General features: G+C 37.4%; 28 protein-coding genes and 1 pseudogene. 13 read left to right on the top strand and 16 right to left on the bottom strand.

The features are described from left to right. Nucleotides 1–39: 39 nt before the first annotated feature. Both ACB089_RS18390 and ACB089_RS18395 read left to right on the top strand, forming a co-directional pair. Nucleotides 40–216, top strand: coding sequence for a Zn-dependent hydrolase (locus tag ACB089_RS18390; protein WP_337991185.1), 177 nt, complete (start codon nucleotides 40–42; stop codon nucleotides 214–216). Next, nucleotides 200–775, top strand: a complete 576-nt coding sequence (locus ACB089_RS18395; RefSeq protein ID WP_374963327.1) for a Fic/DOC family protein — start codon at nucleotides 200–202, stop codon at nucleotides 773–775. The genes ACB089_RS18390 and ACB089_RS18395 overlap by 17 nt, the downstream gene beginning before the upstream one ends. A 68-nt stretch (nucleotides 776–843) precedes the next feature. On the opposite strand, the gene ACB089_RS18400 is transcribed toward ACB089_RS18395, so the two are convergent. Together ACB089_RS18400 and ACB089_RS18405 are read right to left on the bottom strand one after the other, a co-directional pair. Then, nucleotides 844–1,110 (bottom strand): YqkE family protein, encoded by a 267-nt coding sequence (locus ACB089_RS18400; RefSeq protein WP_374963328.1) that lies wholly within the window; start codon nucleotides 1,108–1,110, stop codon nucleotides 844–846. 25 nt (nucleotides 1,111–1,135) lie between these two features. Further along, nucleotides 1,136–2,320 (bottom strand): acetyl-CoA C-acetyltransferase, encoded by a 1,185-nt coding sequence (locus ACB089_RS18405; RefSeq protein ID WP_374963330.1) that lies wholly within the window; start codon nucleotides 2,318–2,320, stop codon nucleotides 1,136–1,138. 217 nt (nucleotides 2,321–2,537) lie between these two features. Here ACB089_RS18405 and ACB089_RS18410 point away from each other — a divergent pair, with 217 nt between their 5' ends. Then, nucleotides 2,538–3,509 carry an alpha/beta hydrolase gene (locus tag ACB089_RS18410; RefSeq protein WP_374963332.1) on the top strand — a complete coding sequence of 324 codons (972 nt, stop codon included), beginning with the start codon at nucleotides 2,538–2,540 and terminating at the stop codon, nucleotides 3,507–3,509. 660 nt (nucleotides 3,510–4,169) lie between these two features. Here the strand turns inward: ACB089_RS18410 and ACB089_RS18415 are convergent. From ACB089_RS18415 to sirA, 3 genes are all read right to left on the bottom strand, one after another. Further along, nucleotides 4,170–4,673, bottom strand: a complete 504-nt coding sequence (locus tag ACB089_RS18415; RefSeq protein WP_374963334.1) for an S-ribosylhomocysteine lyase — start codon at nucleotides 4,671–4,673, stop codon at nucleotides 4,170–4,172. Nucleotides 4,674–4,850: 177 nt separating this feature from the next. Then, the gene (locus ACB089_RS18420; RefSeq protein WP_368635336.1) at nucleotides 4,851–5,069 is read right to left on the bottom strand and encodes a YneF family protein; all 219 of its coding nucleotides are present in this window, start codon (nucleotides 5,067–5,069) and stop codon (nucleotides 4,851–4,853) included. A gap of 100 nt (nucleotides 5,070–5,169) precedes the next feature. Continuing rightward, nucleotides 5,170–5,595, bottom strand: coding sequence for a sporulation inhibitor of replication protein SirA (sirA, locus tag ACB089_RS18425; protein ID WP_068983025.1), 426 nt, complete (start codon nucleotides 5,593–5,595; stop codon nucleotides 5,170–5,172). 322 nt (nucleotides 5,596–5,917) lie between these two features. Here sirA and ACB089_RS18430 point away from each other — a divergent pair, with 322 nt between their 5' ends. From ACB089_RS18430 to ACB089_RS18450, 5 genes are all read left to right on the top strand, one after another. Continuing rightward, on the top strand, nucleotides 5,918–6,271 hold the full coding sequence (locus ACB089_RS18430) for an ABC transporter permease (protein ID WP_323651285.1): 354 nt from the start codon (nucleotides 5,918–5,920) through the stop codon (nucleotides 6,269–6,271). Nucleotides 6,272–6,286: 15 nt separating this feature from the next. After that, on the top strand, nucleotides 6,287–6,925 hold the full coding sequence (locus ACB089_RS18435; RefSeq protein WP_068983027.1) for a PspA/IM30 family protein: 639 nt from the start codon (nucleotides 6,287–6,289) through the stop codon (nucleotides 6,923–6,925). 102 nt (nucleotides 6,926–7,027) lie between these two features. Next, nucleotides 7,028–7,720, top strand: a complete 693-nt coding sequence (gene liaF / locus ACB089_RS18440; RefSeq protein WP_374963336.1) for a cell wall-active antibiotics response protein LiaF — start codon at nucleotides 7,028–7,030, stop codon at nucleotides 7,718–7,720. After that, nucleotides 7,717–8,754, top strand: a complete 1,038-nt coding sequence (locus tag ACB089_RS18445) for a sensor histidine kinase (RefSeq protein ID WP_374963338.1) — start codon at nucleotides 7,717–7,719, stop codon at nucleotides 8,752–8,754. The genes liaF and ACB089_RS18445 overlap by 4 nt, the downstream gene beginning before the upstream one ends. Continuing rightward, on the top strand, nucleotides 8,729–9,361 hold the full coding sequence (locus ACB089_RS18450) for a response regulator (RefSeq protein WP_374963340.1): 633 nt from the start codon (nucleotides 8,729–8,731) through the stop codon (nucleotides 9,359–9,361). The genes ACB089_RS18445 and ACB089_RS18450 overlap by 26 nt, the downstream gene beginning before the upstream one ends. A gap of 283 nt (nucleotides 9,362–9,644) precedes the next feature. Here ACB089_RS18450 and ACB089_RS18455 read toward each other — a convergent pair. After that, nucleotides 9,645–10,296: pseudogene (locus ACB089_RS18455) on the bottom strand (HAD family hydrolase). Nucleotides 10,297–10,329: 33 nt separating this feature from the next. Further along, complete coding sequence (locus ACB089_RS18460; protein WP_374963341.1) at nucleotides 10,330–11,313, bottom strand: serine hydrolase domain-containing protein; 984 nt, start codon at nucleotides 11,311–11,313, stop codon at nucleotides 10,330–10,332. A gap of 167 nt (nucleotides 11,314–11,480) precedes the next feature. On the opposite strand from ACB089_RS18460, the gene ACB089_RS18465 reads away from it, so the two are divergent. Continuing rightward, a complete protein-coding gene (locus tag ACB089_RS18465; protein ID WP_374963343.1) occupies nucleotides 11,481–11,828 on the top strand; it encodes a hypothetical protein in 348 nt (115 codons plus the stop codon). A 28-nt stretch (nucleotides 11,829–11,856) separates the two neighbouring features. Here ACB089_RS18465 and tkt read toward each other — a convergent pair whose 3' ends face one another. Both tkt and ACB089_RS18475 read right to left on the bottom strand, forming a co-directional pair. Then, a complete protein-coding gene (tkt, locus tag ACB089_RS18470) occupies nucleotides 11,857–13,851 on the bottom strand; it encodes a transketolase (protein WP_374963344.1) in 1,995 nt (664 codons plus the stop codon). Nucleotides 13,852–14,233: 382 nt separating this feature from the next. Next, the gene (locus tag ACB089_RS18475) at nucleotides 14,234–14,467 is read right to left on the bottom strand and encodes a DUF896 domain-containing protein (protein WP_368635343.1); all 234 of its coding nucleotides are present in this window, start codon (nucleotides 14,465–14,467) and stop codon (nucleotides 14,234–14,236) included. A gap of 198 nt (nucleotides 14,468–14,665) precedes the next feature. Between ACB089_RS18475 and ACB089_RS18480 the strand changes: the two genes are divergently transcribed. From ACB089_RS18480 to def, 3 genes are all read left to right on the top strand, one after another. Then, on the top strand, nucleotides 14,666–15,178 hold the full coding sequence (locus ACB089_RS18480) for a GNAT family N-acetyltransferase (RefSeq protein WP_374963346.1): 513 nt from the start codon (nucleotides 14,666–14,668) through the stop codon (nucleotides 15,176–15,178). A 180-nt stretch (nucleotides 15,179–15,358) separates the two neighbouring features. Beyond that, a complete protein-coding gene (locus ACB089_RS18485; protein ID WP_374967592.1) occupies nucleotides 15,359–15,550 on the top strand; it encodes a helix-turn-helix transcriptional regulator in 192 nt (63 codons plus the stop codon). Then, entirely contained in the window at nucleotides 15,543–16,121 is a 579-nt protein-coding gene (def, locus tag ACB089_RS18490; RefSeq protein ID WP_374963347.1) for a peptide deformylase, read from the top strand. Before ACB089_RS18485 ends, def begins: the two co-directional genes overlap by 8 nt. Before the next feature lie 157 nt (nucleotides 16,122–16,278). Here def and ACB089_RS18495 read toward each other — a convergent pair whose 3' ends face one another. Together ACB089_RS18495 and ACB089_RS18500 are read right to left on the bottom strand one after the other, a co-directional pair. Beyond that, the gene (locus ACB089_RS18495) at nucleotides 16,279–16,944 is read right to left on the bottom strand and encodes a recombinase family protein (RefSeq protein WP_374963349.1); all 666 of its coding nucleotides are present in this window, start codon (nucleotides 16,942–16,944) and stop codon (nucleotides 16,279–16,281) included. Then, complete coding sequence (locus tag ACB089_RS18500) at nucleotides 16,941–17,255, bottom strand: LysM peptidoglycan-binding domain-containing protein (RefSeq protein ID WP_374963351.1); 315 nt, start codon at nucleotides 17,253–17,255, stop codon at nucleotides 16,941–16,943. The genes ACB089_RS18495 and ACB089_RS18500 overlap by 4 nt, the downstream gene beginning before the upstream one ends. 162 nt (nucleotides 17,256–17,417) lie before the next feature. On the opposite strand from ACB089_RS18500, the gene lexA reads away from it, so the two are divergent. Beyond that, nucleotides 17,418–18,035 (top strand): transcriptional repressor LexA, encoded by a 618-nt coding sequence (gene lexA, locus ACB089_RS18505; protein WP_068983040.1) that lies wholly within the window; start codon nucleotides 17,418–17,420, stop codon nucleotides 18,033–18,035. A 307-nt stretch (nucleotides 18,036–18,342) separates the two neighbouring features. On the opposite strand, the gene ACB089_RS18510 is transcribed toward lexA, so the two are convergent. The 5 genes from ACB089_RS18510 to ACB089_RS18530 form a co-directional block, all read right to left on the bottom strand. Beyond that, nucleotides 18,343–19,065 (bottom strand): gamma-glutamyl-gamma-aminobutyrate hydrolase family protein, encoded by a 723-nt coding sequence (locus tag ACB089_RS18510; RefSeq protein WP_374963354.1) that lies wholly within the window; start codon nucleotides 19,063–19,065, stop codon nucleotides 18,343–18,345. A gap of 33 nt (nucleotides 19,066–19,098) precedes the next feature. Next, nucleotides 19,099–19,851 carry a prepilin peptidase gene (locus ACB089_RS18515; RefSeq protein ID WP_374963356.1) on the bottom strand — a complete coding sequence of 251 codons (753 nt, stop codon included), beginning with the start codon at nucleotides 19,849–19,851 and terminating at the stop codon, nucleotides 19,099–19,101. A gap of 280 nt (nucleotides 19,852–20,131) precedes the next feature. Beyond that, nucleotides 20,132–22,249: a DUF2339 domain-containing protein gene (locus tag ACB089_RS18520; protein ID WP_374963357.1), complete on the bottom strand. Its 2,118-nt coding sequence runs from the start codon at nucleotides 22,247–22,249 to the stop codon at nucleotides 20,132–20,134. An 88-nt stretch (nucleotides 22,250–22,337) separates the two neighbouring features. After that, the gene (locus tag ACB089_RS18525) at nucleotides 22,338–22,589 is read right to left on the bottom strand and encodes a phage holin (RefSeq protein WP_374963359.1); all 252 of its coding nucleotides are present in this window, start codon (nucleotides 22,587–22,589) and stop codon (nucleotides 22,338–22,340) included. Nucleotides 22,590–22,773: 184 nt separating this feature from the next. Then, on the bottom strand, nucleotides 22,774–23,196 hold the full coding sequence (locus tag ACB089_RS18530) for an ester cyclase (protein WP_374963361.1): 423 nt from the start codon (nucleotides 23,194–23,196) through the stop codon (nucleotides 22,774–22,776). Between the last annotated feature and the right edge of the window lie 313 nt (nucleotides 23,197–23,509).

Below are 23,509 nucleotides of genomic sequence, written 5' to 3' on the forward strand. Positions count from 1 at the left end.
CAGCTTATAATAAGAAGTAAGAGAAGGGAGCAATTTAAAATGAAACAAATCCAATTAAACTCTCCTGAATTTAATCGTGTACTTAAAAATTTGCAATTTGAAAATTTATCACTAACTCCAACACTTCAGAAAAAAGTACTTGAGATCGTTAATTCTGGTATACAAATTTCACCGACCATTATTAAGGAAGTTCTGAATAATGGAAAAGTACAATAAAAAACTTAATGATGACTTCCTTTTAAAAACAAATCTTCTGGACATTACTGATTACAAAAGTCTTGAATTAGCAGAAGCATTTGTTTTTTCACTAAGGGCCACACAAATCGAACAAGGAACATACAAAATCAAATCGTTCCACCTCCTAGACTTCCAAAATTTGCATGTCCATTTATTTCAAGATATTTATCCGTTCGCTGGACATTTTAGAGATGTTCAATTAATGAAAGGCTCTACTAGGTTTTGTCAATTTCAATATATTAATTCCTATGCCAGTGAATTGTTTTATCAATTAAATAATGAACCTACTTGGACTACAATTAATCAAGCTGCAAATAGATTGGCATATTACAAATCCGAATTGAATATGTTACACCCATTTCGAGAGGGAAATGGGCGTACTATTCGTATTTTTGTACAAGCATATGCACTATCTAAAGATGTTAATTGGAACTTTACAAATACGGATCAAGAAACTTACTTAAAAGCAATGATTCAATCTGTTACCAATACAGAACTACTAGAAAGGCTATTTTTGAATACTATAGAATTTATCTAATCCAAATTCGAATCCGATAAAACATAAAAAAAACAGTGAATCCACAAAATTTGGATTCACTGTTTTCTTTAAAATTTTGAGCCTTTATCGCCGTATTCGTTGAGTAGTTCTTCAAACGATTTGTTTTTTTCACGTTGTTTGCGTTCAAATGCTAGCTTCGCTTGGCGCTCTTCCTCAGCGGCCTGTTCTTTCGCTGTTAAATCTTGTTTTGCAGCTTTTAGTTTGGCAAGCACGTCACCGCCAAGCTGATCCGCTAATGTAACGGCCTCCTGCTTTGGTAAGCTGGCTGTCATGCCATTATTTGCATGTTGCTGCTGTTTTCGTTTCTTCCCCATTTTGTAATTCACCTTCTTATCTACTTCACGGGCGCTTGACAACTGTTGCTACGCCTTGCCCACCACCGATACATAATGTTGCGAGACCTGTTTTCGCATCACACTTTTCCATTTCATGTAAAAGCGTGACTAAAATGCGCGCACCACTTGCACCAATTGGGTGACCAAGAGCAATTGCTCCCCCGTTGACATTTAGTTTATCATGATTGAAACCTAATTCGCGATCTACAGCAATAGATTGAGCTGCAAATGCTTCATTCGCTTCAATTAAATCTATATTATCTAACGTCACATCAGCCTTTGCCAATGCCTTTTTTACTGCCGTTACAGGACCAGTTCCCATAATAGCTGGATCAACCCCTGCACTTGCATTTGCTGTAATTTGCGCCATTGGTTGAATGCCTAACTCTACCGCTTTTTCTTTCGACATTACCACAACAGCCGCTGCACCATCGTTAATACCTGAAGCATTTGCCGCTGTTACAGAGCCTTCCTTTTTAAATGCAGGTCGTAGTTTAGATAGAGACTCCGCAGTAACCCCATTACGAGGGAATTCATCTTGTTTGAAAACAATAGGATCTCCCTTGCGCTGAGGAATTTCAACAGCTACGATTTCATCATTAAACTTCCCTGCTGCAATTGCCGCTTCCGCACGCTGTTGTGAACGTGCTGCAAAAGTGTCTTGTTCTTCTCGTGAAATTTCATAGGCATCACATAAATTTTCTGCTGTACTACCCATATGATAATCATTAAATGCACACCATAATCCGTCATGAATCATCGTATCAACTACTTTTTGATCCCCCATGCGGAAGCCTTCTCGTGCATTTTTTAATACATACGGTGCTTGGCTCATATTTTCAAAGCCACCTGCAACGATAATATCCGCATCGCCTGCTAAAATAGCCTGTGTCGCTAAGTGAACTGCTTTTAGTCCTGAGCCACAAACTTTATTAATCGTTAATGCTGATACTTCATGTGGTAAACCTGCTGCAATTGCTGCTTGACGAGCTGGATTTTGACCAAGTCCAGCCGATAAGACATTCCCCATAATGACCTCGTCGACTTGTTCGCCTGCTACGCCAGCACGTGCTAATGCTTCTTTAATAACAATACTCCCTAATTTTGTCGCTGCTACGTCCTTTAATGTTCCTTGGAATGAACCAATAGCTGTACGTACAGCACTCACTATTACAACCTCTTTTGACATCACTTTTCTCCCCTTTTCCCCGTTCAAAATCAACACTGCATGCATATGCTACTAGCAGATATATATATTTTAACAAATATTTTGACGATTTTCGATAGATAGAAATAATCGCACTTTTGCCAAAGATATTGTAAAATGTTGACGTGTTTTAAACAATCTCAGTTGGGAACATTACAAGTAAGAAAAGTGCATACACAGGACGTTGGAGGTGTTAATAATGAAAAAGAAAATGCTTTTATTTTCAGGTATAACGACAACGCTTGCCGCAGCAGCAACAGGTTTGTTCGGCTTCGCTCTTTCTAATAAATTAATGTACATTAAGCAAAAGGATCCTGAATTTGTTCGTGAACGCGAAACTACTGCTAAACGTTTTGACGAAGCTTGGTACAATAAAAATTTAAAATGCGAATTAAATATTGACTCTCCCAACGGCTATACGATACGCGGTATTATGTTTCAGCCATTAGAAACAAATAATACCATCATCATTTGCCACGGAGTAACAGAAAATAAAATCAACTCAGTTAAATATGCTCGACTTTTTGAACGACTTGGCTACAATTCCGTTATTTTTGATCATCGTAGGCATGGAGAGACCGGCGGGAAAACGACTAGCTACGGTTACTATGAAAAAAATGACCTTGACGCAGTTGTCAAAACTGTCAAAGCTATGATTGGAGAAAACGCCATTCTTGGTATTCATGGTGAATCGATGGGTGCCGCAACAATGTTACTTTATGCAGGGACTGTAGAGGACGGTGCAGATTTCTATATTTCTGATTGTGCGTTTTCTGATTTCTCAATGCTGCTTAAACAAATTGCGAAGACAGAATTTAAATATGGCGCAATTATTCCAATTCGATTTGCAGATTTCTTTGTCCGTTTGCGTGACGGCTATTCCTTTAAAAGTGTTACACCTGCTGAGGCTGTGACAAATATTGAAAAGCCCGTGCTCTTTATTCACAGTATTCCGGATACATTTATTCCGGCTTCCATGTCACTGGACTTATACCATAAAAAGACTGGTCCAAAGAAACTGAAGCTATTTGATAACGGTGCTCATGCACAGTCCTTTAATGAAAATATGGCTGAATATGAGGATTTAATTCATGACTTTTTAGAAAATTTTATCTATCAAAGAATTAAGCGTGATTCTTCTTCATCTAATGTCATTCCATTTCATTTTTAGTGCATATGAAAAACTCTTGTGTCAAAAAATAAAATATAGCTCTTCCGCAAAACGAGAGGTTGATTTCCGTTCCGACTGAGCGCTTTGTTGTTGCTGTCGTTGCACTTTCGCACAGATAAAACATTGTTGCTGTCGCTTCGCTTTCGCACAGATAAAACATTTGCCGCTGACGCTTCGCTTTCGCGCAGAGCAGAGCTTCCTGGGGGCGTCCGATGACCCGCTTGGGGCAACAGGATGTTGGTCACGAAGGCGTTATCACAGGACGTGATGGTTTTAGCCTTCGTTCCTCTGCCTGCTCGCTCCAGGGTCTCGGGCCTACACGATGTAGGTTACGAAGGCGTTATCACTGGACGTGATGCTCTTAGCCTTCGTTCCTCTACCGCTGATCCCCAAGGAGTCGCTCAGTCTCCACTACAATCACCACTTCAATTACATGTCACTCTAATTTATAGTGATAAAACGAAAATTCAACAATATATCAGTGTGAAAGCAAAGCGGCATGACTCATATCCTCAAGAAAGCAAGTAGTCTGGAATGGAAATCCCCTCATTTAAAGCGTCATAACCATTACAAAGATTGCTTTGACTATTTTATTTTCGGACACTTTGAAAAACCTTTCGAGCATGAATGAACATGCACGCAAGGTTTTTCAAAGTGTTTTTATTCTGCAAAAACGACGTGCCATTCATCACGTTTTGCTAAAAATTCTTTGGCTAACGCTTGTGCACCTTCTAGATTATGGCTAGCTGCCCAGCCGCATTGCACTTCATTACAGGCAGGAACAGCAGTTGCCTTTGTTACGTCCGTAAAAGTTTTTTCTAAAATATTTAACAAGTCCTGATAATTATTGTGATTAATAAGTGATACATAGAAGCCTGTTTGGCATCCCATTGGACTAAAATCAACAATATGATCAGAGTGATTTCGAATAATGTCAGCCGATAAATGCTCTAAGGAATGTAATGCAGGCATTTCCATATGTGCTTTATTTGGCTGTTTAAAACGAATGTCATATTTGTATACTTCATCGCCATTTTTCCCTGTTTTTACACCCGCTAAACGTACATACGGTGCTTTAACTTTTGTATGATCTAAATCAAAGCTTTCAACATTTGTTTTTTCTTTCTGCAATGCACACAACTCCTTTAAATAGAATATTTCCATTATAACGAGTTTTCCGATAGAATTGTATGATTTTTTAGAATTATTCAAATGGTTTGTAAAGTTAACCTTGGCGTAATTGCGTCCGGAAGTTTTAACGCGGGATTTTGGATACCCGCTGAAAGAAATTAAAAAAACAACTAGCCAAGGCTTGGACTAGTTGCTCTTTAAAAATTCCTACTATTTTTGGAATTTATTCATTTGTGACATCATTTGACGTACTTGCTTTTCAGACGGCGTACGACCCATTTGTGCCATCATCATACGAATCATTTGTTCGTTAATTGGTGGGTTTTCTTTTAAATATTTCATCATAGCTTTACGAGCGAAATAGAAACCAAGTGCTGCGCCCGCTGCTAACGCGATAATAACAATAATAATCCAGCCCCATGTAGGCATACAACCAACCTCCTCCACTACAATATACCGAGAAAAAAACTCTCCACGCTCCATTATACACCAAATTTTAGCGTGTTACTATATATTGTAGTGAATTTTCCTAATGCATTGTATACTTCATCGGTTTTAACCACCCACACTCATTATCTTGTTTATTAAAAGCAATAAAACGCTCACTCATTTTCGCAAGCATCTGAAATAGATCCAAATCGAGCATTCGTGACCCTTCACAATAGACACAAATTTTACGTTCCACTAAATAAATAGCCATTTTCCCTTTTATTGGATGTTCTAAAAATAAAGCATTACGAGCCCTCTCTAAATGTGCATACTTGGAATCTAGTTGCGCCTCTAGCATTGTAGCTATCTCTTCGAAGCGAACCGTTTCACATATATATGCAAGCTCTTTTAAGGATTTCTCATTAGCGTCTTCACAGCCTTGCATCATTTCTAATAACTTACGCTCTCTGCCGAAAATAAACGTTAAATGCTCTTCTTTAATTTTATATATGGAATAGGTTCTCACTAGAAATCCTCCTTCGCTCATTTCTTTTTCATAAGTATAGCTCATCCAAACTCTTTAATTTGTCAAACGAAGGAAGCCCTCATCTTCTATTTTTGTCGAAAACTTTCTACTTTCGGTTCTATCAATTACTTTATGGCATAATGCGTTTCTTATTAGATATCACATGTCCTATCTGTGTTCTATTTCTGCAAATGTGCACCTCTTCTATAGCAGCTTAGACTATTCTCAGCCTCAAGACCTAGAGCAAAATCAATTTCCAGTCCGTTTTAGAAGAGCTTTCTAATAGGTAATATAAAAGTACAAACGAAAGGAGCTAGAACATATGAGAAAATTTCTTTTATTTACAGGAGGCTTCATCGCAGCATGTGTTGCACTTGCTTTAGTTGGACCGCTCGCAGGCTTACTATTTTCTGGTTTATTTGTAGCGCTTGGCATGCACTTCTACATTGCAAGCAAGTCGACATTCGGCAAAATCATTTGGTTTACAGTTGGTCTGATGGGTGTTCTATCAGCAATATCTAATATCCCGGCTATGGTTGGTTTAGCGGCAATCGCTATCATCTATGTGATCTACAAAAAATGGAATAACGAAGATGTAAAAATTCCAACGATTGAAGCGAAAGAAGAAGATCCGTTTACAAACTTTGAAAAAGAATGGTCAAACTTAACAAAATAAAAGGAGCGAGTTTAAATGAACTTATTTCAACGTTTTAAATATACAATAGAGGCAGATTTACATCATGTATTTGATAAAAAGGAACAAAAAAATCCAATTGCGATGTTAAATCAATACATTCGTGAGGCAGAAAAACAAACCGAGCAAACAGGAAAATTATTAGAGCGTCAAGGTCAGCTAAAGGAAAAACTTGAGCAGGAATTTAAGCAAAATGCAGAATTACTAGCTAAACGTGAAGCTCAACTAAAATTAGCTACAACTAGCGGTGAGCAAGATTTAATCGACTTTGCAACTGACGAAGTAGCTGCTTACACAGCACGTAACAACACATTACAAGCTAGTATTGAAGCAAGCACACGCGAATACTTTGAGCTTGAGCGTAAATTTGAAACAATGAAACACAAAATTAAAGACATGAAAGTGCGTCAATTACAGCTTATGGGCAAAGAAAACGTGACACGCGCACACCATCAAATGGACGGGATGATTGCTAAAAACAATAAAACGAACTTTGAAGATTTAGAGTCATATATCGATAAGCTTGCTTACCAAATCGACAAAGATCATGAAGTAACATCTTTCGAGACTCGCCTTGCACAGCTTGAAAAAAATGCCGCAGAAGAAAACGCACCACTGCTTATTGAAAACAAATAACATGTTATAATGAAGGAAATGCGCCATATTTAGCGGCGCATTCTTTCACGTTTTGAACTAGAGGGACCCATTCCCTCTCTTATACTCTTAGTAGAAAGAAGGGTGACCCTCTTGCAAAATTTCACAACTAATAAGCTCACATTTTGGGTACTATGCTTCTTTTTACTCGTTTTTGTGGAGCTCACAATTTTTAACAACGGTGGTGCCTTTTGTTTATTGATTGGAGCCGGACTTCTTTATTTAAGTTTCTCAAAAAAAGTTCGTTTCTTTAAATGGACAGGGATTTTCTTTATCGCAATCGCACTCTTTACAATGTGGAGTTTACGCTTCTTTATCGTCATTATTCTCTTATATATGCTCTATCAATACTTGCAAAGAGAAAACCAACCAAAAGTTGTTGGTTTGGAGCTTTTCGAAAAGCTCCCCGCTACGAAAAACGAATTAATCGGTACAATGCCTGCACCTGTAGAAGCCTATAAATGGCAAGATGTACAAATTCAGCGACTTGCAGGTGACATTACGATTGATACAACACAGACCATTTTACCTGCTGGCACAAGTCTCATAACGATTCGCCAAGGCATTGGTAAGGTGCAAGTTTATATTCCATATGAAGTTCCATTCCGTTTACAATACACGACATTATTTGGTGAATTGAAATGTCTACATGTTGGGCCACAACGCATACTCAATGAAAGTGTAAGTTTCTCAGATGGAAACCCTGAGGATGCAAAGCGTACACTCGTTATACATGTTGCAACATGGCTTGGGGACTTGGAGGTGCTACGTAAATGATAGCCTTTATCTCGAGATTATTTACGCTATTTTTCATTTTGTTGAGTGCTGCATTTGGACTCCTTGTCGCTATCTGGGGCGAGCCAAATGAGAAAATATGGGGGCCATTATGGCAACAGAATTATAATAATATACCACTTGGCGGTTATATTGCCCTCAGTCTTTTTGCGATCAGTTTACTGATTGCAAGCTGGATTAGTATGACTGCTCGTGCAAGAGAAGCTCAGGCAACCCGCATTGTGAAGCAATTAATTGAACCAGATTTTGTATTACCTAATAAACAACCTTTACCGAAACCTTTGAAAAAAGCTTTGGAACAAACAAGTGAGTTAATCGATACTCAACGAAAAAGCTTACAGCGCTTATCCAATGAACGTGCAGAAGCCAACGATAAAATTATTCAAGAACGAATTATTGCTGAACGCCAACGCCTTGCTCGTGAGCTGCATGATTCTGTATCGCAGCAATTATTCGCCGCTTCGATGTTACTTTCCGCTTTAACGGAAACGGACGAAAATGCCACAAGCTTAAAGCAGGTCGAAAAAATTGTACAACAGGCACAGCTTGAAATGCGCGCATTATTATTACATTTACGTCCTGTAGCTTTGCATAATAAAACTCTTGCTCAAGGTCTTGAGGAGTTAATTATTGAGTTGCAGCAAAAAGTATTTTTTCATATTGAATATGAGCTGGAGGAAATGTCGTTATCAAAAGCAGAAGAGGATCATTTATTCCGCATTGCACAGGAGGCGTTATCCAATACGCTACGCCATGCCAAAGCGAGCGAAGTTGAATTACTGCTCGTTGCCCGCGATGATTTAGCTATTTTACGTATCCAGGACAATGGCCTCGGCTTTGATGTCGAAGCTGATAAATCTGCTTCTTATGGTCTGCAAAATATTGCTGAACGCGCTGTAGAGATAGGCTGTATGTATAAAATTGTGTCAGTGCCTGGTGAAGGTACAATTGTAGAGGTTAAAATCCCGCTACAAAAGGAGGAAGAAGTGAATGATTCAAGTGTTAATAGTGGATGATCACGAAATGGTGCGTATCGGTGTTTCTGCCTATTTGTCAGCACAACCAGATATCACTGTCGTCGGTGAAGCTGAAAATGGTAAAGAGGCAGTGGAACGAGCTCTCGCCCTACGTCCAGACATTATTTTAATGGATAATGTCATGCCAATCATGACTGGAGCTGAGGCGACAGCTGAAATTTTAGCAGCATGGCCAGAGGCAAAAATAATGATGGTTACAAGTTTTTTAGACGATGATAAAGTTTATCCTGCATTAGAAGCTGGTGCAGTTAGCTATATTTTAAAAACTTCAAATGCAAAGCAAATCGCGGATGCCATTCGCAAAACGATGGGCGGTGAAACCGTGCTCGAGCCAGAAGTAACTTCAAAAATGATGCATCGTATGCGCCACGGCAATAGCACCCCACTTTATGAGCAACTTACAGATCGTGAAATGGAAGTATTACTGCTGATGGCTCAAGGCAAAGCAAATCAGGAAATCGCCGATGAACTATTCATTGCTTTAAAAACGGTGAAAACTCATGTCAGCAATATTTTAGCGAAGCTCGATGTTCAAGATCGCACACAAGCAGTTGTCTACGCTTTTCAAAATGGGCTTGCGAAATAAATTTTTCTTGGGTCGTTTGATTTAATACTGATTTTGCTAGTTTATCAGCGATATTGCTTGGGTTATCAGCGATTTCTGATCTTTTATCAGCGATTCTACCTGGGTTATCAGCGATTTCTGATCTTTTATCAGCGATTCTACCTGGGTTATCAGCGATTTCTGATCTTTTATCAGCGATTCTACCTGGGTTATCAGCGATTCTACCTGGGTTATCAGCGATTTTCGTCTGTTTTCCCTAAAAATACGAAACTGCATTTCTACCAATGCAGTTTCTGACTATCTATTAACCAAGAAGTTCTTTAATTTCATTTACACTGTTAACTATATATGTTGCTTGTGCATCCGTTAACTCTTCAAGTGAGCCATAGCCATAAGTAACACCGATAGAATCAATTTGATTTTCATGTGCCCCAACAATATCGTATTTTCGATCTCCAATCATCATAAATTGATTGTTATCTACTTCATTAAAATGGTCAAGTACAAATGCGATAATTTCTCCTTTGGCGGATCGTGTACCATCAAGATTGCTACCTGCGACAAGGTCAAAATAATGTTCAAGGTTGAAATATTTCAAAATTTGTTCGGCAAATATTAGTTGGCTTTGATGTAGCAATTGCTAATATGTATCCCGATTGTTTTAAATCGGCTAACAAAGCTGGAATATTTTCGTACAGTTTATTCTCAAACATCCCTCTTTCCTTGAATCGCTCCCGGTAATTGCTAATAGCTTGCTCAATTTGCGCATCATTAAATCCATAAATTTCATGAAAAGATACTTGTAATGGTGGTCCTATAAAACTTTCAAGTTTATCTAAATCGCTTACTTCGATATCTGCCTTTTGTAATGCGTATTGAACTGATTTGGTTATCCCTATCTTCGGATCAGATAATGTTCCATCTAAATCAAATAAAACAACGCTATATTTCTTCATCACAAGCTCTCTCCTTATAAAAAAATTACTTTATCAAATTGATTGATATACTGTTGAACCAAAATCATGAATATCTTTGATGTAATTAAAGCCTTCTGGTGAACCAAAGCTATTAAATCCTCGAACTGCCACAATATTTTCTTTTGGAATTACCAGTACTGCTACGCTTGTATAACCAAGTAATTGAAAACTTCCTTGAGGTAATATCGGGCTTAACTCTGTAATCCCCTCCCTCTGTTGAGGCTGAATAAACCAGAAAAATCCATTAGTTGGAGAGTGCTTAAGTTTAGAATTAGGGGATTGAATTGTCGTTGATAGCTGTACGATTTCCTCAGGTATAATTTGTTTTCCATTTATTTTCCCTTTGTTCAGATGAACTTGCCCCCATTTAGCTAGCTCTCTTAATGAACTATACATATTCATTTTGCTGCCATCGCATATATCACTTTCATACCAAAATGGACTATCATTATGAATTACTTCTATATGCTGTTCGTTTTTTTCACTGAACCAATTTGTTTCAGTAAAAGACAATGTCTGAAATACTTGCTCATCCACAATTTCTGCAATAGTTTTTCCAGTAACTTCAAAAATGACTTTGGCAAGTAGTTCTACATTGATATCTCGATATGCCCAGTTATAGCCTGCTTTATATTCCTTAATTATTTTTCCATTTTGCCAATGTAAACCGTGTGTATGTGTGAGTAGATGTCTTATTGAAACGTCTCCAAAAAACTCTTCATTCCCCAAATAATCACTTAGTTTATCATCAATCGATGCAATGTAGTTATGATAAATCGCATATGCCACAGCAAAACCAACGTAAGCTTTACGAACAGAAGCAAGATGAAAAAGAGTATGTGGCCCAACATTTTTTGCTCCTTTTTGTTGTCCTTGCACACCAAAATATTCTTCTAGTACAGTTTGACCATGCTTAATAATAATAACTCCGCCACCTGTACAATCTAATTCTGAGAAAGTTTTCTTTACTTGTGTAAGTATAGCTTGTGGATTCATTTAAATCCCCCTCAACCTTTCTAGTTCGGTGCCTATTCTTATCATTGTATATCAAATGGAAATTAATACTAGATATGTTTTTTGATTATCAGAACCTTTTATTACCAAAAACGTTATTATTTTGGCTGATCACTAAAAGTTGCTGATTATTTTTAAGGAGGGATTGTGTGGATACTCGATTTACTTATAAGCATTTCGTAGATGGAAATGCGTTTTCACTTCTTGACCCGATTTTTGAAGCTACCCTACTTTTTGCTGTTTTACTACTCATTATTGTCATTATAAAAAAAGTATCTATTTGGTTTTGTTTACTTTTTGCAAGCCTCTCAGTAATTGTCACAGGTCAGCTCCTTTGGTTTAGTGGCATTATTGTTGATGAGCTAAATCTAGGAGGAAGTAACAAGGGCTTTTACTGTTTTGTCGTTATGCTTCTCATTCATTGTGCAGCTGTTTGGATTTCTTTAGTGAAGTCCTCTAAACATGAAAAAATACCGCAGTACTCAGAGGAGATTTAACCTACTGAGTATTGCGGTATTTTATAAATTATAGTGCTTTTACCTTCGCTACAACATTGTCTACTGTGAATCCGTATTTTTCCATTACTAATTCACCTGGTGCAGAAGCGCCGAACTTGTCGATTGCAAGAACGTCTCCTTCGAAACCAGTGTATTTATGCCAGCCGAATGATGCACCCATTTCGATCGCAAGACGTTTTGTTACAGCTTTAGGAAGAACAGATTCTTTGTATGCTGCATCTTGTTTTTCAAAGCGATCCATAGAAGGCATTGAAACTACTGCCACATCCATACCTTCTGCTTTTAATGCTTTTTGTGCTTCCACTGCAAGTGAAACCTCAGAGCCTGTTGCAATTAAAATGGCATCTGCCACTTCTTTTGTAGCAGGAGACACTGTATAAGCACCTTTAGTAACACCTTCACGTACTGTATCAATCGATGCGTCAAGCACAGGTAAGTTTTGACGAGATAATACTAAAACTGTTGGTGTTTTTTCTGAAGCTACTGCTAGCTCCCATGCAACTGCTGATTCATTTGCATCAGCTGGACGAACAACAGATAAATTTGGCATTGCGCGTAAAGATGCAAGGTGTTCGATTGGTTCATGTGTTGGACCATCTTCCCCTACAGCAATTGAGTCATGTGTAAATACATAAGTAACAGGAAGACCCATTAATGCAGAAAGACGTACTGCTGGACGAACGTAGTCAGAGAATACGAAGAATGTACCACCGAATACATTAAGACCACCATGAAGTGCCATACCGTTCATAGCTGCACCCATTGCAAATTCACGTACACCGAACCAAATATTACGGCCAGCATAATCGTCTGCAGAGAAATCTCCAGCGCCTTTCATTCTTGTTTTATTTGAGCCAGCAAGGTCAGCTGAACCACCGAAGAATGATGGTGTTTTCTTCGCAATTGCATTGATTGCCTCTCCTGAAGAAGAACGAGTAGCTACTGATTTACCTGCTTCATATACTGGTAATTCTGAAGCGAAATCCTCTGGTAATTGACCATTCATTGCTTTTTCAAATTGTGCTGCTAATTCTGGGAACTCTTGCTTATATGCTTCGAATTTAGCATTCCAAGCTTCTTCTGGTTGTGCCCCTTGAAGCTCTGCAGCTGTAGTAAATGTATCATATACTTCAGTTGGAATTTGGAATGGTTCATGTGCCCATTCATATGTTGCTTTTGTTAATACAGTCTCATCTTTACCTAATGGTGCACCGTGAGAATCTGCTTTACCTGATTTGTTAGGTGAACCGAAACCAATGACAGTTTTTACTTCGATAAGTGTTGGCTTGCCAGTTGATTTCTTAGCTTCCTCGATAGCTGTGTTAATCGCTTCAACATCTGTACCATCAGCAACTTTTAAATAGTTCCAACCATAAGATTCAAAACGTTTTTGCACGTTTTCTGAGAATGACTTTTCTAAGTCACCATCTAAAGAAATATCATTAGAATCGTAAAGCACGATTAATTTTTCAAGCTTTAAGTGACCTGCTAAAGAGATAGCCTCAGCTGCCACACCTTCCATTAAATCGCCATCGCCACAAAGTGCGAATGTATAGTGATCAACGATGTCATGTCCTGATTTATTGTAAGTAGCTGCTAAATGACGTTCAGCCATTGCCATTCCAACTGTCATAGCAATACCTTGACCTAGAGGACCTGTTGTTGCCTCTACCCCAACAGTATGACCATATTCAGGATGTCCTGGAGTTAATGAATCCCATTGACGGAAGTTTTGAATTTCTTCCATTGGTAAGCCGTAGCCACCAAGATGAAGTAGGCTATATAGAAGCATAGAGCCATGACCTGCAGAAAGTACAAAACGATCGCGGTTATACCATTTTGGATTTGCCGGATTATGGCGAAGTTGTTTTGTCCAAAGCGTATAAGCCATTGGCGCAGCCCCCATCGGTAAACCTGGGTGACCTGAGTTTGCTTTTTCAATTGCATCGATTGACAAAGTTCGGATAGCATTAATCGCTAGTTGATCCGCATGTTGAGTCATTATGTTGTGACATCCTTTCTCGTCCTATATATTGTTCTTTTACAGTTTAGTCAACATTGCTTCAGAAAACAATGTTTTTGTTATACTATTTACGTTTTATAACATACTTTATCTTTATTCAGTTGAAAAATACAGCCTAATTATAAAATAATATTTATTTAAATATAATATTTTCACAGATGTGGACCGTATAAGGCTAACTGAATAAAGATAATGCCTCCGGCGGATGTCACGGATTTTGAAAGGAGTTATTATAAGGATGTTAGCCTAAAACCTTCGCATCCTGCGAAAACGGCTAACTGACCTGCATCGTGCAGGCCTAAGCACAATCCAAAATCAGGACGCAATTACGCTGAGGCGTAATTGATCTAAATGTGACACATTAATTTAGAAATTTATTTTTTTTCGCTTGTTTTACCTTCTCTGGTGTTACATCATTACCTTCTGGATCTACCACTTTTACATTTTCAATTGTATCACGCATCGTTGCTCTAAATGTATCTAGATACTCCTTGCGAAGCGCTGTTTGTTCCTTAGCTTCTGACTCTGTTAATTGTCCACTTTTAGCCTTGGCAGAAAGTTCATTGATTCGGTTAATTTTTTCTTTTGATAACATAGTTACACACCTTTCAATACATATCTTAATGAATATGGTATGCAAAGTATAGCATGGATTCCCTTAAAATGCAGTTATACCAACCTTTTTAGTGACCTTCAATATTTACAATAAATGCCACACAATACATGACTTTGTGAAGTTAGAAGTGTAAACTAATATTAAAGGTTTATTAAGTATGCTTGGGGGAAAAATGAAATGTTTATCAAAACGAAAAGACTATTAATAAGAGAATTTGAGGTTCAAGATTGGCAAGCTGTCTATGAATATACTTCAGATATAAATGTGATGAAATATATTCCGGAGGGCGTTTTTAATGAGGAGAAAGCCAGAAAGTTTGTTTCAGAAAATAGCGGGCAAAAAGCAAAATACTTCCCTATTATTTTACTAAGCGAAAATATTGTTATTGGTCATATTGTTTTCCATCAATGTTTTGGTGACCATACGTATGAAATTGGTTGGGTATTGAATCCGAACTATTACAATAATGGATACGCCTCTGAAGCCGCAAGAACTGTACTGGACTATGGATTCAAAGAAATGAAACTTCATAGAATTATTGCAACATGCCAGCCAGAAAATATCCCATCGTATCGAGTGATGGAGAAAATCGGCATGAGACGCGAAGGTTATTTTAAAAAATGTATTCCCCACGGAGATGAGTGGTGGGATGAATATTATTATGCTGTATTAGATGAAGAATGGGCATAACCAATTCTTTTTACTTTTGTTAATAGATCGTAGGAAACGCTATTAGTTGAAATAAAAATAGCGAGAAGTAGTCAAGAGCTACTTCTTTTTTCAAAATCTAAATGTCCAATACATTGGACGTTTTACATTAATTTTCATATAATAAATTAACCAACACTTTAGACAAAAGGAGGTATAAGTCTGAAGAATATAATAAAAGCACTAAGAAAAAAATTAGGATTAACGCAAGAAGCCCTTGCAAGAGAATGTGGGGTTGTCAGACAAACTATCAATTGTATTGAAAATGATAAGTATGACCCAACGCTTGAATTAGCCTTTAAAATTGCTAAAGCTCTAAATAGAAAAGTTGATGAGGTGTTTATATATGAGTAAATTCCATCTTGAGTATATGATAACAATGAAAGATTTTGTAAAGGAGAGTGCTGCGATATTACGAAAAAATACGAATGAGGTTACGTTACCTGTTTCAAAAGAAGATCAAGATACATTAATTTGTATGCTTAAGTATTTAAAAAATAGCCAAGATCCGGATATTTCAAAAAAATATAAATTACGTTCAGGAGTTGGCTTATCTGCCAATCAAATTGGTCTGAATAAACGAATGTTTACTGCACTTTATAAAGATGGAGATAAACATCATGAATATATGTTAATTAACCCAAAAATCGTTAGTCACTCTTTAAACATGATTTATTTACCTGAGGGGGAAGGTTGTCTTTCGGTCAATAGAAACGTTAATGGCTTTGTTCCAAGATATGAAAGAATTAAAGTTAAAGCATATGACATACACGGGCAAGAAGCCATTTATCATTTCAATGGATACGGTTCCATCTTAATGCAACACGAAATAGATCATTTAAATGGTATCATGTTTTATGACAGAATAAATAAAGAAAATCCATTTAAACTACCAGACAATGTTATTATTGAGAGTTTGTATTAATTAAGAAAAGACTAGTAGAGCAATTTTACCCGAAATAACGGTCAGTACGATTAACTGACCGTTATTGGGCCAACAAAACGTTGGTCCCCTAGCGTCGCCACAAGATGAGGCTTCCTATCAGCAGGATGACGAAACTCCTAATGATTGAAGTTTCATTTTATTTACCCGTCAAACTTTCTTGGTGTTCCCTATATCTCCGATGTACAGTAGCTTTACTTACATCAAAGCCTAGACCTTTTAGTGTCATGGCGATTTCATCAAAGGTGAAGCCTCGATTACGTAGCTTGATAATCTCTTCTACAGGCACATCCTTACGTTCTTGACCATTTGGATTTCCCCGATTAGATAAATTGTTTTCAGGACGATAGCCATTTTCAACGGCACGACGCATACCACGACGTATTTTAGCATTATGGATTCTGCGCTGGTACTCCTCTACGATCGCTAAAATCTCTAGTAGCATCGTATCCATTTCATTTAATTGTACAGGGCCCTCGTCTCGTATAGAAAAAACATCCGTTTCAGTTTTTTGTAATAAATGCAATACTGCCATTCTAGCATTTCCACGTCCTAAACGTGTTTCATCCTGTACAAATAATGCTTTAACTTCTTTTTCTTTTATAAAGTCGAGCATTTCAAGTAAGCCCTCACGTTCCACATCATAGCCACTATGCTTATCCATAAAAACGTGCTTCACTTCGTAGCCCTGCTCTTTAGCATAGCGCATCAACTCCTCCTGTTGACGCTCAAGCGAGGAACTTTGTGTCTCTTTTTCTGTACTTACACGGCAATAGACAACAGCCGATTGTTGTTTATTTATCATTGTTCATTTCTCGCAATTTCAATTGAATTTATGGGCATGGACTGGTCACCCACTACTGGAATCACTAGGGATTTACCTGCAATAATATCAACGTTCGATAATTCATTTTCTACTTTCACAAGCTTAATCCAATCATCCGTTTTCATTTTACCAGAGTATTGTTCAGCTAACGACCATAAACTATCACCATGTTCGATTTCAATTTCAGCGTAAGTAACATCGCCTGGATCTGTTATAAAAAGGTATGCTGCAAATAGTAGACATGCCCCTAATAAAGTAGTAATATGTGGATTTTTCTTTAACCAGTTCATCATCATAACCCCTTTTAGAATGTTTGTTCGGAATGTATGTTCTTATAATAATGCGAACAAACGTTTTTGTCAAACACTTTTCGAACCTATGTTTGCTTAAGTGTTCGCATTCTGTTATACTACTAATAAGTAGAATGATTAGAAAAAAAGAGGTGAGCAATCATGAAAAAAGTTTCGAAAAGACAAGAAGCCATATTAGAGTTCATCAAAGAAGAAGTACGCACAAAGGGGTATCCACCATCTGTACGTGAGATTGGTGAAGCAGTTGGACTTGCTTCAAGCTCAACAGTTCATGGACATTTAGCTCGTTTAGAACAAAAGGGCTTCATTCGTCGAGACCCAACTAAACCACGCGCTATTGAAATCCTAGAGCCAGAGGATTCTATTCAAAAGCAACAAGTTGTACATGTCCCACTTGTTGGGAAGGTTACAGCAGGTTCTCCAATCACTGCTATTGAAAATATCGATGAATACTTCCCACTTCCAGATATTTATGGTACAAGCGAAGATGAGTTATTTATGCTAGAAATTATGGGTGAATCCATGATTGAAGCTGGCATCTTAGACGGTGATTTAGTCATAGTTAAACAAAGAGCAACAGCTAATAATGGTGATATTGTCGTAGCCATGACTGAAGAGGATGAAGCAACTGTAAAGCGTTTCTTCAAGGAAAAAAACCATTTTCGTTTACAGCCTGAAAACGCAACAATGGAGCCGATTATCGTAGACCAAGTTTCTATTTTGGGGCAAGTTGTTGGTCTCTATCGTCGTGTACATTAAAAGTATCTCAATATTAAAGTAGAAAAAGAGGATATTATGTTCGCATATACCTCTTTTTCTTAATTTAAGGCTAGAGAATTAAGCAAGATGAGAACGAGTACACGCATTTAGTCCAGTCCTTTTGGAAAAAATCAAAATACGAAAACGTGTTGCTAGTATTAGCACTAAATGAAGATGTCGAAGGAGACTTTTCGGACATCTTTTTTCTTTTGAGCATAACTTTGCTTAAAAGAAAAAAGAATCCACTTTAGAATGGATTCCTTGTAAGCATCGAAACGTCGAACTAGCAGTTTTAAGTTATCAAGTCTTATGCCTCTACTTTGAATTTCAAACTTGCCTTTACAAATGCAGTAAACAATTTCTTCGATCCTTCATCTCCTACAATGGCTAGCTCTTCAGGATGCCACTGTACGCCCAGACAAAATGGTAAATCTTCGTGTACTACCGCTTCAACGATACCATCACTTGATTTTGCTACTACTTTCATTTTTTCCGCAACTACATTTACAGCCTGATGATGAAATGAATTGACAGCAATTTGCGCTTCCTCAATAATCGTTTTTAATAGTGTATCAGGTGTAACATGAACATAATGTGTAGCAACGCCTCGAGCCGCTTGTTGTTTGTGCTTTAATAATTTACTACTGTGATATTCGCTATCAATATCCTGATAGACCGTACCTCCTAGCGCGACATTTAGTATTTGCATCCCTCGACAGATGCCAAAAATCGGCATTTGGCGAATAAAGGCCGCTTCAATTAAGGCAAGCTCCACTGAATCCCTTTCTGGATGAACTTTCCCTAATTTCGGTGTAGGTTCTGCACCAAAGAGGAATGGATGTACATCATAGCCACCCGATAATAATAATCCATCCGTTAACGATAAAATTTGTGCTACATCCTCTTCTACGCCAAGCGGAATTATCAATGGAATTCCACCAGCTTCAATGACACTTTTGCTGTAGGCGGCATTTAATCTAGAAGACAAATCATCTTCCACAAAGGCCGTTATACCGATAACTGGTTTCACTTTATCCCCTCCATGATCCACAAGATTTACGACTTACCAACATTCAAAATACCAATTCATCAACGCGTTTCCATAAAAATAGACAACGATAGCTGCTAGCGCAATAGATGGTCCAAATGGTATAGGCGTTTTTCTTCCCTGCCCGCGGACCTTTAACACCACTATTCCAACAATCATTCCAATCACAGCTGATACAAATAGTGTCAGAAGTGTATGTATTGTGCCGAGTACAAGACCGAGTAAGAAGAATAATTTAATATCGCCACCGCCCATACCACCTTTTGATAAAGCAGCAATACTATATAGTATGCAAAATCCTACTACAGCACCAACTATACTATCCCACCACGGAGACAATGGCGATATCAAGCGTCCAATAATGAGTAATGGTAAAAAGAATAGGAGTATTTTATCAGGAATAAGCATATACGCAAAATCCGATACAACAATAATTACTAATAATGAAATCAATACTAGTGCTACGAAAAATTCTGCACTAAAGCCTAATTTCCAATAAGCCAAGGCAAATAATATGCCTGTTATAAGTTCCATCAGTGGATAAATCCCAGAAATTTTTTGACCACAGCTACGGCATTTCCCACCTAAAAACACATAAGACAACACAGGTATCAAATCAAGCACAGTCAACTTTCTCTTACAATGAATACAATGCGAAGGTGGACGGAGAATTGACCCTTTTATTGGTATTCGTAAGCCCACTACATTAAAAAATGAGCCAAGTACGAAGCCAAAAAGTAAAACGATAATTGTATAAGCCATTTCCATCTTTATGTCCTCCTATACCAATAGACGCCCATACATTTCAAGTATGCGCGCCATTTAAATTATTGTGATTCTTCAAAATAGAACGTCGTTACCTGTTTTTCCTGTTCTCCTAGTATGCTAAAGTTAATTATATCAGATTTCATCACACGCTTTACGTCATATTTTTAGAATTTTTAAAAAATATATTTCTAGCAATTTAAGATTTGAAGATTTAATCACAATCATAATGAAAATAGCCTATTAGAAAATACTTCTAACAGGCTTTTTCAAACGATCTCTATTATTTTTTCAACAATCGCCCCGACAGTAGCAACCCAATTCCACCAACCGTCATAAACAGTATTGCTCTAATTAGTAAATCGAGGGCCGACAAATCGAAGAATATAAGTTTTACAAAAGCAACAATTAAGATGATAAAACCAGTTAGGCGTAATGCTCGTAAATGACGACCTGAGCTAAGCCATAGCGCAACGCTTGCTGTAAGGAATAATGTAATTGTTGAGAACACAATACTTAGCTTCCAATCAAGTATCCCATTATATGCAAGCTGGAATATTAGCCCCTTAACAGCTATCATCGTAAGCACAACGCCTGCACTTACAATTGGGTCCAAAAGTTTCTCTAGTTGCACTTGATAGATTTGATAAATACGCCCCTTCTTTAGTAAATCGACAATAATTACTACGATAACCGCAATATACACGATTCTTGTCACTATATTTAACCACGCTACACCTTGCATATTGTATGGTATAGCTACAAGCATTAGTGTAAAGAGAAGGAAAAATACACTAAGAGCAGGTGTTAATGCACGCCCTTTATATTTTATTGGTACTAGAAGCGATCCGACAAATAATAAAGCGGTTATCATACACATCAGATGCGGAATATTACTAACATCCGCAAAATACGTTGCATCAATCTTTCCGATATAAGCTAAGAAATAACTAGTTGTTATTACAGCTAAAATATCAATCACATACATATCCTTCATGAACTGTTCAAATACAGTCAATATCTCTTTTGGACGTCTCGCATATAGATAAATAATCAGGAGATAAATTCCAGGCATCACCAAACTCGCATGATTTATGCTGAAAAATGGTGCCGGCTCATGAATACTAAAGTTTATGGCAAGTACAATCATAAATAAGAATGAGCCGACAACCTTCATGATACTTGCTCGTAAACGTAAACTCATCATAACACCTGCAAAGACGATGAACGGGATCAATATGTGATCCACTTTCCCTGGTAAATTCATAACTAGTAGCGTATTAAATAGTGTAATAAATGCGAGTGTTATGGCACTATCAAATGCCTCCTGCCATTTTTGCTTATAGCCATAACCCGCTAAAATTGCAAATAAACTGACTATTACGAGTAACAGTGCTTCTCCATATTCAATTGGTGTAATAATAAAATTCATGAGCAATAAACTAAATAAACCAAGGCTAAATTGCATACCAACATGAATATATTTCCATATAGACGCTACATTATATAAACGACACCAACTAGTGTTAAAAATAACTAGCACAACAAGCAAACCTATTGCAAAAACAACTTGATTGTCATTATTCATAAATGTTTCTATACTGATCGCTAGCACAGAGAAAAAGGTTGCGATATAGAGTGCACACTTCTGCTTGTGTTGATGAATGACAAATTGCAACATCGTAAACAGGACAATCACATAGATTAATATAATAACAGGACTAAAATCCATATATTCTAGTAAATAAGGTAGTAATAGTGAGGTAAATGCTACAAATACTGTTAGCACCTCATTTTTCTTTAAGAAACTAATAGCAATACCATAGCCGATATAAACCATCGCTATCACAAGCGCAAGTGTTAAACCTATTATTTCATATAATATCGCGCCCGACGCTGTCGTTAATATCCCAACAATAAATGCTCCGCCATATAACGAAATCGTGACAGCTGATGATCCTACTTTTTTGCGCTCTAAAACATAGGCTATTACGGCTAAGGCAAGCGATAATACATAGGCAAGGATGATTTTAACTTCGTTCGATAAATAGCCATAATCACTTACGAGCTTCAGACCCCAAAGCACTCCCATCACTAAAATAACCATAAATACTTTTGGTAGTGCCCACATAATACGTTCCTCTAACGTTCGCTGTGGCTGCACCTTTTTTTCTGGTGCTGACATTTGCTTTGGATTTGGCTCCGAATTTAGCTTTGGATTCGGTTTTGGCTTTAGGTTTGGCGCAGGCTTTAGCGTAGATTGCTCAATCATGGATTTTTCGGCACTCAGTGTACTTGTTTTTGCAACTGATTGTTGACACTTTACGTCCTCTAACTCTTTCCGTAAATCCATCATTTCTTGCTCGAGTTTGGCAATCCTCTGCTCCATTTCAAGCGACATTCAATCATCCACCCCACTTAATCGTTTTTCAACATTATAACATATTTACCATTATTGTAAAATTACACTTTTGTTTCATTTTTACTTTTTATCTAGGTCTACGATACATTAAAGCACGTTCACTATCACTGGTTCCCCTTGTAGTTGGATCTACGACAACTCCCATTAAAACAAGAATCGATAAAACAGTATTAATAATATACGTTAGCTGCGCACTCATTGCACTCGTTAAATCATAGCCAAAAATAGCTGCTACTTGCTGTCCGAGTAATAATATCAATGAAAATAGCGACAGTAAAAATGGTTTATGCAGAAGACGGATTCTCCAGTTAATTCTCATAAACGCTCACCTCCCCCCTTCTCAACCACATTATATGCTCCGTGGTTACATGACACATATGCAAAAATGGAGCATCCAACATGAATTTACAGAAATTTTCCTTCATCCCGCTGTCTTCACAATTAGGAGGGAATTCTGCTTGATACTCACTTTTTAGGGCAAAAAAAAAACACCCCGAAGGATGTTAATTAATTTTATTACGGTTGAGTTGTTTTTCAATACCAGCCCGATCAATTTGAATCCAATATTCTGCTATCTTTTCATCTTCAATTCTATAAACCGCGCTTGCTATTTCAATAACAGGAAGACTTGTTGGCTGATATCCATCAACTTCTCCAACATGTGTACCAACTTGTTTCCATCGTACATATACTTTATTTTCTTGTACCATGAACTCTTGGATTTCTAATGAAAAATCGCCATATGCTTCTACCATTTCTTTTACATGGTCAGCATAATCTTGGGGAGTTCTTAAAACCGTTAACTCCTCTTCAGAAATAACTTGGTGTGCCAATACTTGGTCTGCCATTAACTCAGTTGCGTAATCTGGATTATTCCCTGAACGTACTTCTTCAAAAAATTTCTTCACAATTTGTTCTGGTGTCATTTGAACCCTCCGCTATAATTCTATATATTCAGACGAGAATCACTTCATCTCCCCATGCTTAATAATAATTCGAGAGACAAGAAATTGAAACAATATTCTACAAATTCCACTCTCCACTTCAAATAAGTAATCCATGCATTTACCATATTTATTCTGTGGTTACTACGTGGAACTTATAATGACCTTGACCAGCTTCCACACAACGCCCTTTGCAGTTATACTGATTGATTTCTTTCTTAAAATTTTGCTGAAGGTTCCATTTTTATATGTTTTATCAGGTATGTTGATTAAACATTTTTATCCATTCAAATAT

The sequence above is a fragment of the Lysinibacillus sp. RS10 genome (assembly GCF_041956855.1).
GTDB classification, from domain to species: Bacteria; Bacillota; Bacilli; order Bacillales_A; family Planococcaceae; genus Lysinibacillus; species Lysinibacillus xylanilyticus_A.

Bases quoted from the DNA above. Each gene is read 5' to 3' on its own strand.
- lexA (WP_068983040.1), top strand. From the start codon at position 17,418: ATGAAAAAAGTTTCGAAAAGACAAGAAGCCATATTAGAGTTCATCAAA.
- ACB089_RS18420 (WP_368635336.1), bottom strand. From the start codon at position 5,069: ATGCCTACATGGGGCTGGATTATTATTGTTATTATCGCGTTAGCAGCG.
- ACB089_RS18460 (WP_374963341.1), bottom strand. From the start codon at position 11,313: ATGAATCCACAAGCTATACTTACACAAGTAAAGAAAACTTTCTCAGAA.
- tkt (WP_374963344.1), bottom strand. From the start codon at position 13,851: ATGACTCAACATGCGGATCAACTAGCGATTAATGCTATCCGAACTTTG.
- ACB089_RS18410 (WP_374963332.1), top strand. From the start codon at position 2,538: ATGAAAAAGAAAATGCTTTTATTTTCAGGTATAACGACAACGCTTGCC.
- ACB089_RS18445 (WP_374963338.1), top strand. From the start codon at position 7,717: ATGATAGCCTTTATCTCGAGATTATTTACGCTATTTTTCATTTTGTTG.
- ACB089_RS18400 (WP_374963328.1), bottom strand. From the start codon at position 1,110: ATGGGGAAGAAACGAAAACAGCAGCAACATGCAAATAATGGCATGACA.
- ACB089_RS18480 (WP_374963346.1), top strand. From the start codon at position 14,666: ATGTTTATCAAAACGAAAAGACTATTAATAAGAGAATTTGAGGTTCAA.
- ACB089_RS18515 (WP_374963356.1), bottom strand. From the start codon at position 19,851: ATGGAAATGGCTTATACAATTATCGTTTTACTTTTTGGCTTCGTACTT.
- ACB089_RS18525 (WP_374963359.1), bottom strand. From the start codon at position 22,589: ATGAGAATTAACTGGAGAATCCGTCTTCTGCATAAACCATTTTTACTG.
- ACB089_RS18430 (WP_323651285.1), top strand. From the start codon at position 5,918: ATGAGAAAATTTCTTTTATTTACAGGAGGCTTCATCGCAGCATGTGTT.
- ACB089_RS18405 (WP_374963330.1), bottom strand. From the start codon at position 2,320: ATGTCAAAAGAGGTTGTAATAGTGAGTGCTGTACGTACAGCTATTGGT.
- ACB089_RS18435 (WP_068983027.1), top strand. From the start codon at position 6,287: ATGAACTTATTTCAACGTTTTAAATATACAATAGAGGCAGATTTACAT.
- ACB089_RS18395 (WP_374963327.1), top strand. From the start codon at position 200: ATGGAAAAGTACAATAAAAAACTTAATGATGACTTCCTTTTAAAAACA.
- ACB089_RS18520 (WP_374963357.1), bottom strand. From the start codon at position 22,249: ATGTCGCTTGAAATGGAGCAGAGGATTGCCAAACTCGAGCAAGAAATG.
- def (WP_374963347.1), top strand. From the start codon at position 15,543: ATGAGTAAATTCCATCTTGAGTATATGATAACAATGAAAGATTTTGTA.
- ACB089_RS18390 (WP_337991185.1), top strand. From the start codon at position 40: ATGAAACAAATCCAATTAAACTCTCCTGAATTTAATCGTGTACTTAAA.
- ACB089_RS18530 (WP_374963361.1), bottom strand. From the start codon at position 23,196: ATGACACCAGAACAAATTGTGAAGAAATTTTTTGAAGAAGTACGTTCA.
- ACB089_RS18415 (WP_374963334.1), bottom strand. From the start codon at position 4,673: ATGGAAATATTCTATTTAAAGGAGTTGTGTGCATTGCAGAAAGAAAAA.
- ACB089_RS18475 (WP_368635343.1), bottom strand. From the start codon at position 14,467: ATGTTATCAAAAGAAAAAATTAACCGAATCAATGAACTTTCTGCCAAG.
- ACB089_RS18450 (WP_374963340.1), top strand. From the start codon at position 8,729: ATGATTCAAGTGTTAATAGTGGATGATCACGAAATGGTGCGTATCGGT.
- ACB089_RS18495 (WP_374963349.1), bottom strand. From the start codon at position 16,944: ATGATAAATAAACAACAATCGGCTGTTGTCTATTGCCGTGTAAGTACA.
- ACB089_RS18500 (WP_374963351.1), bottom strand. From the start codon at position 17,255: ATGAACTGGTTAAAGAAAAATCCACATATTACTACTTTATTAGGGGCA.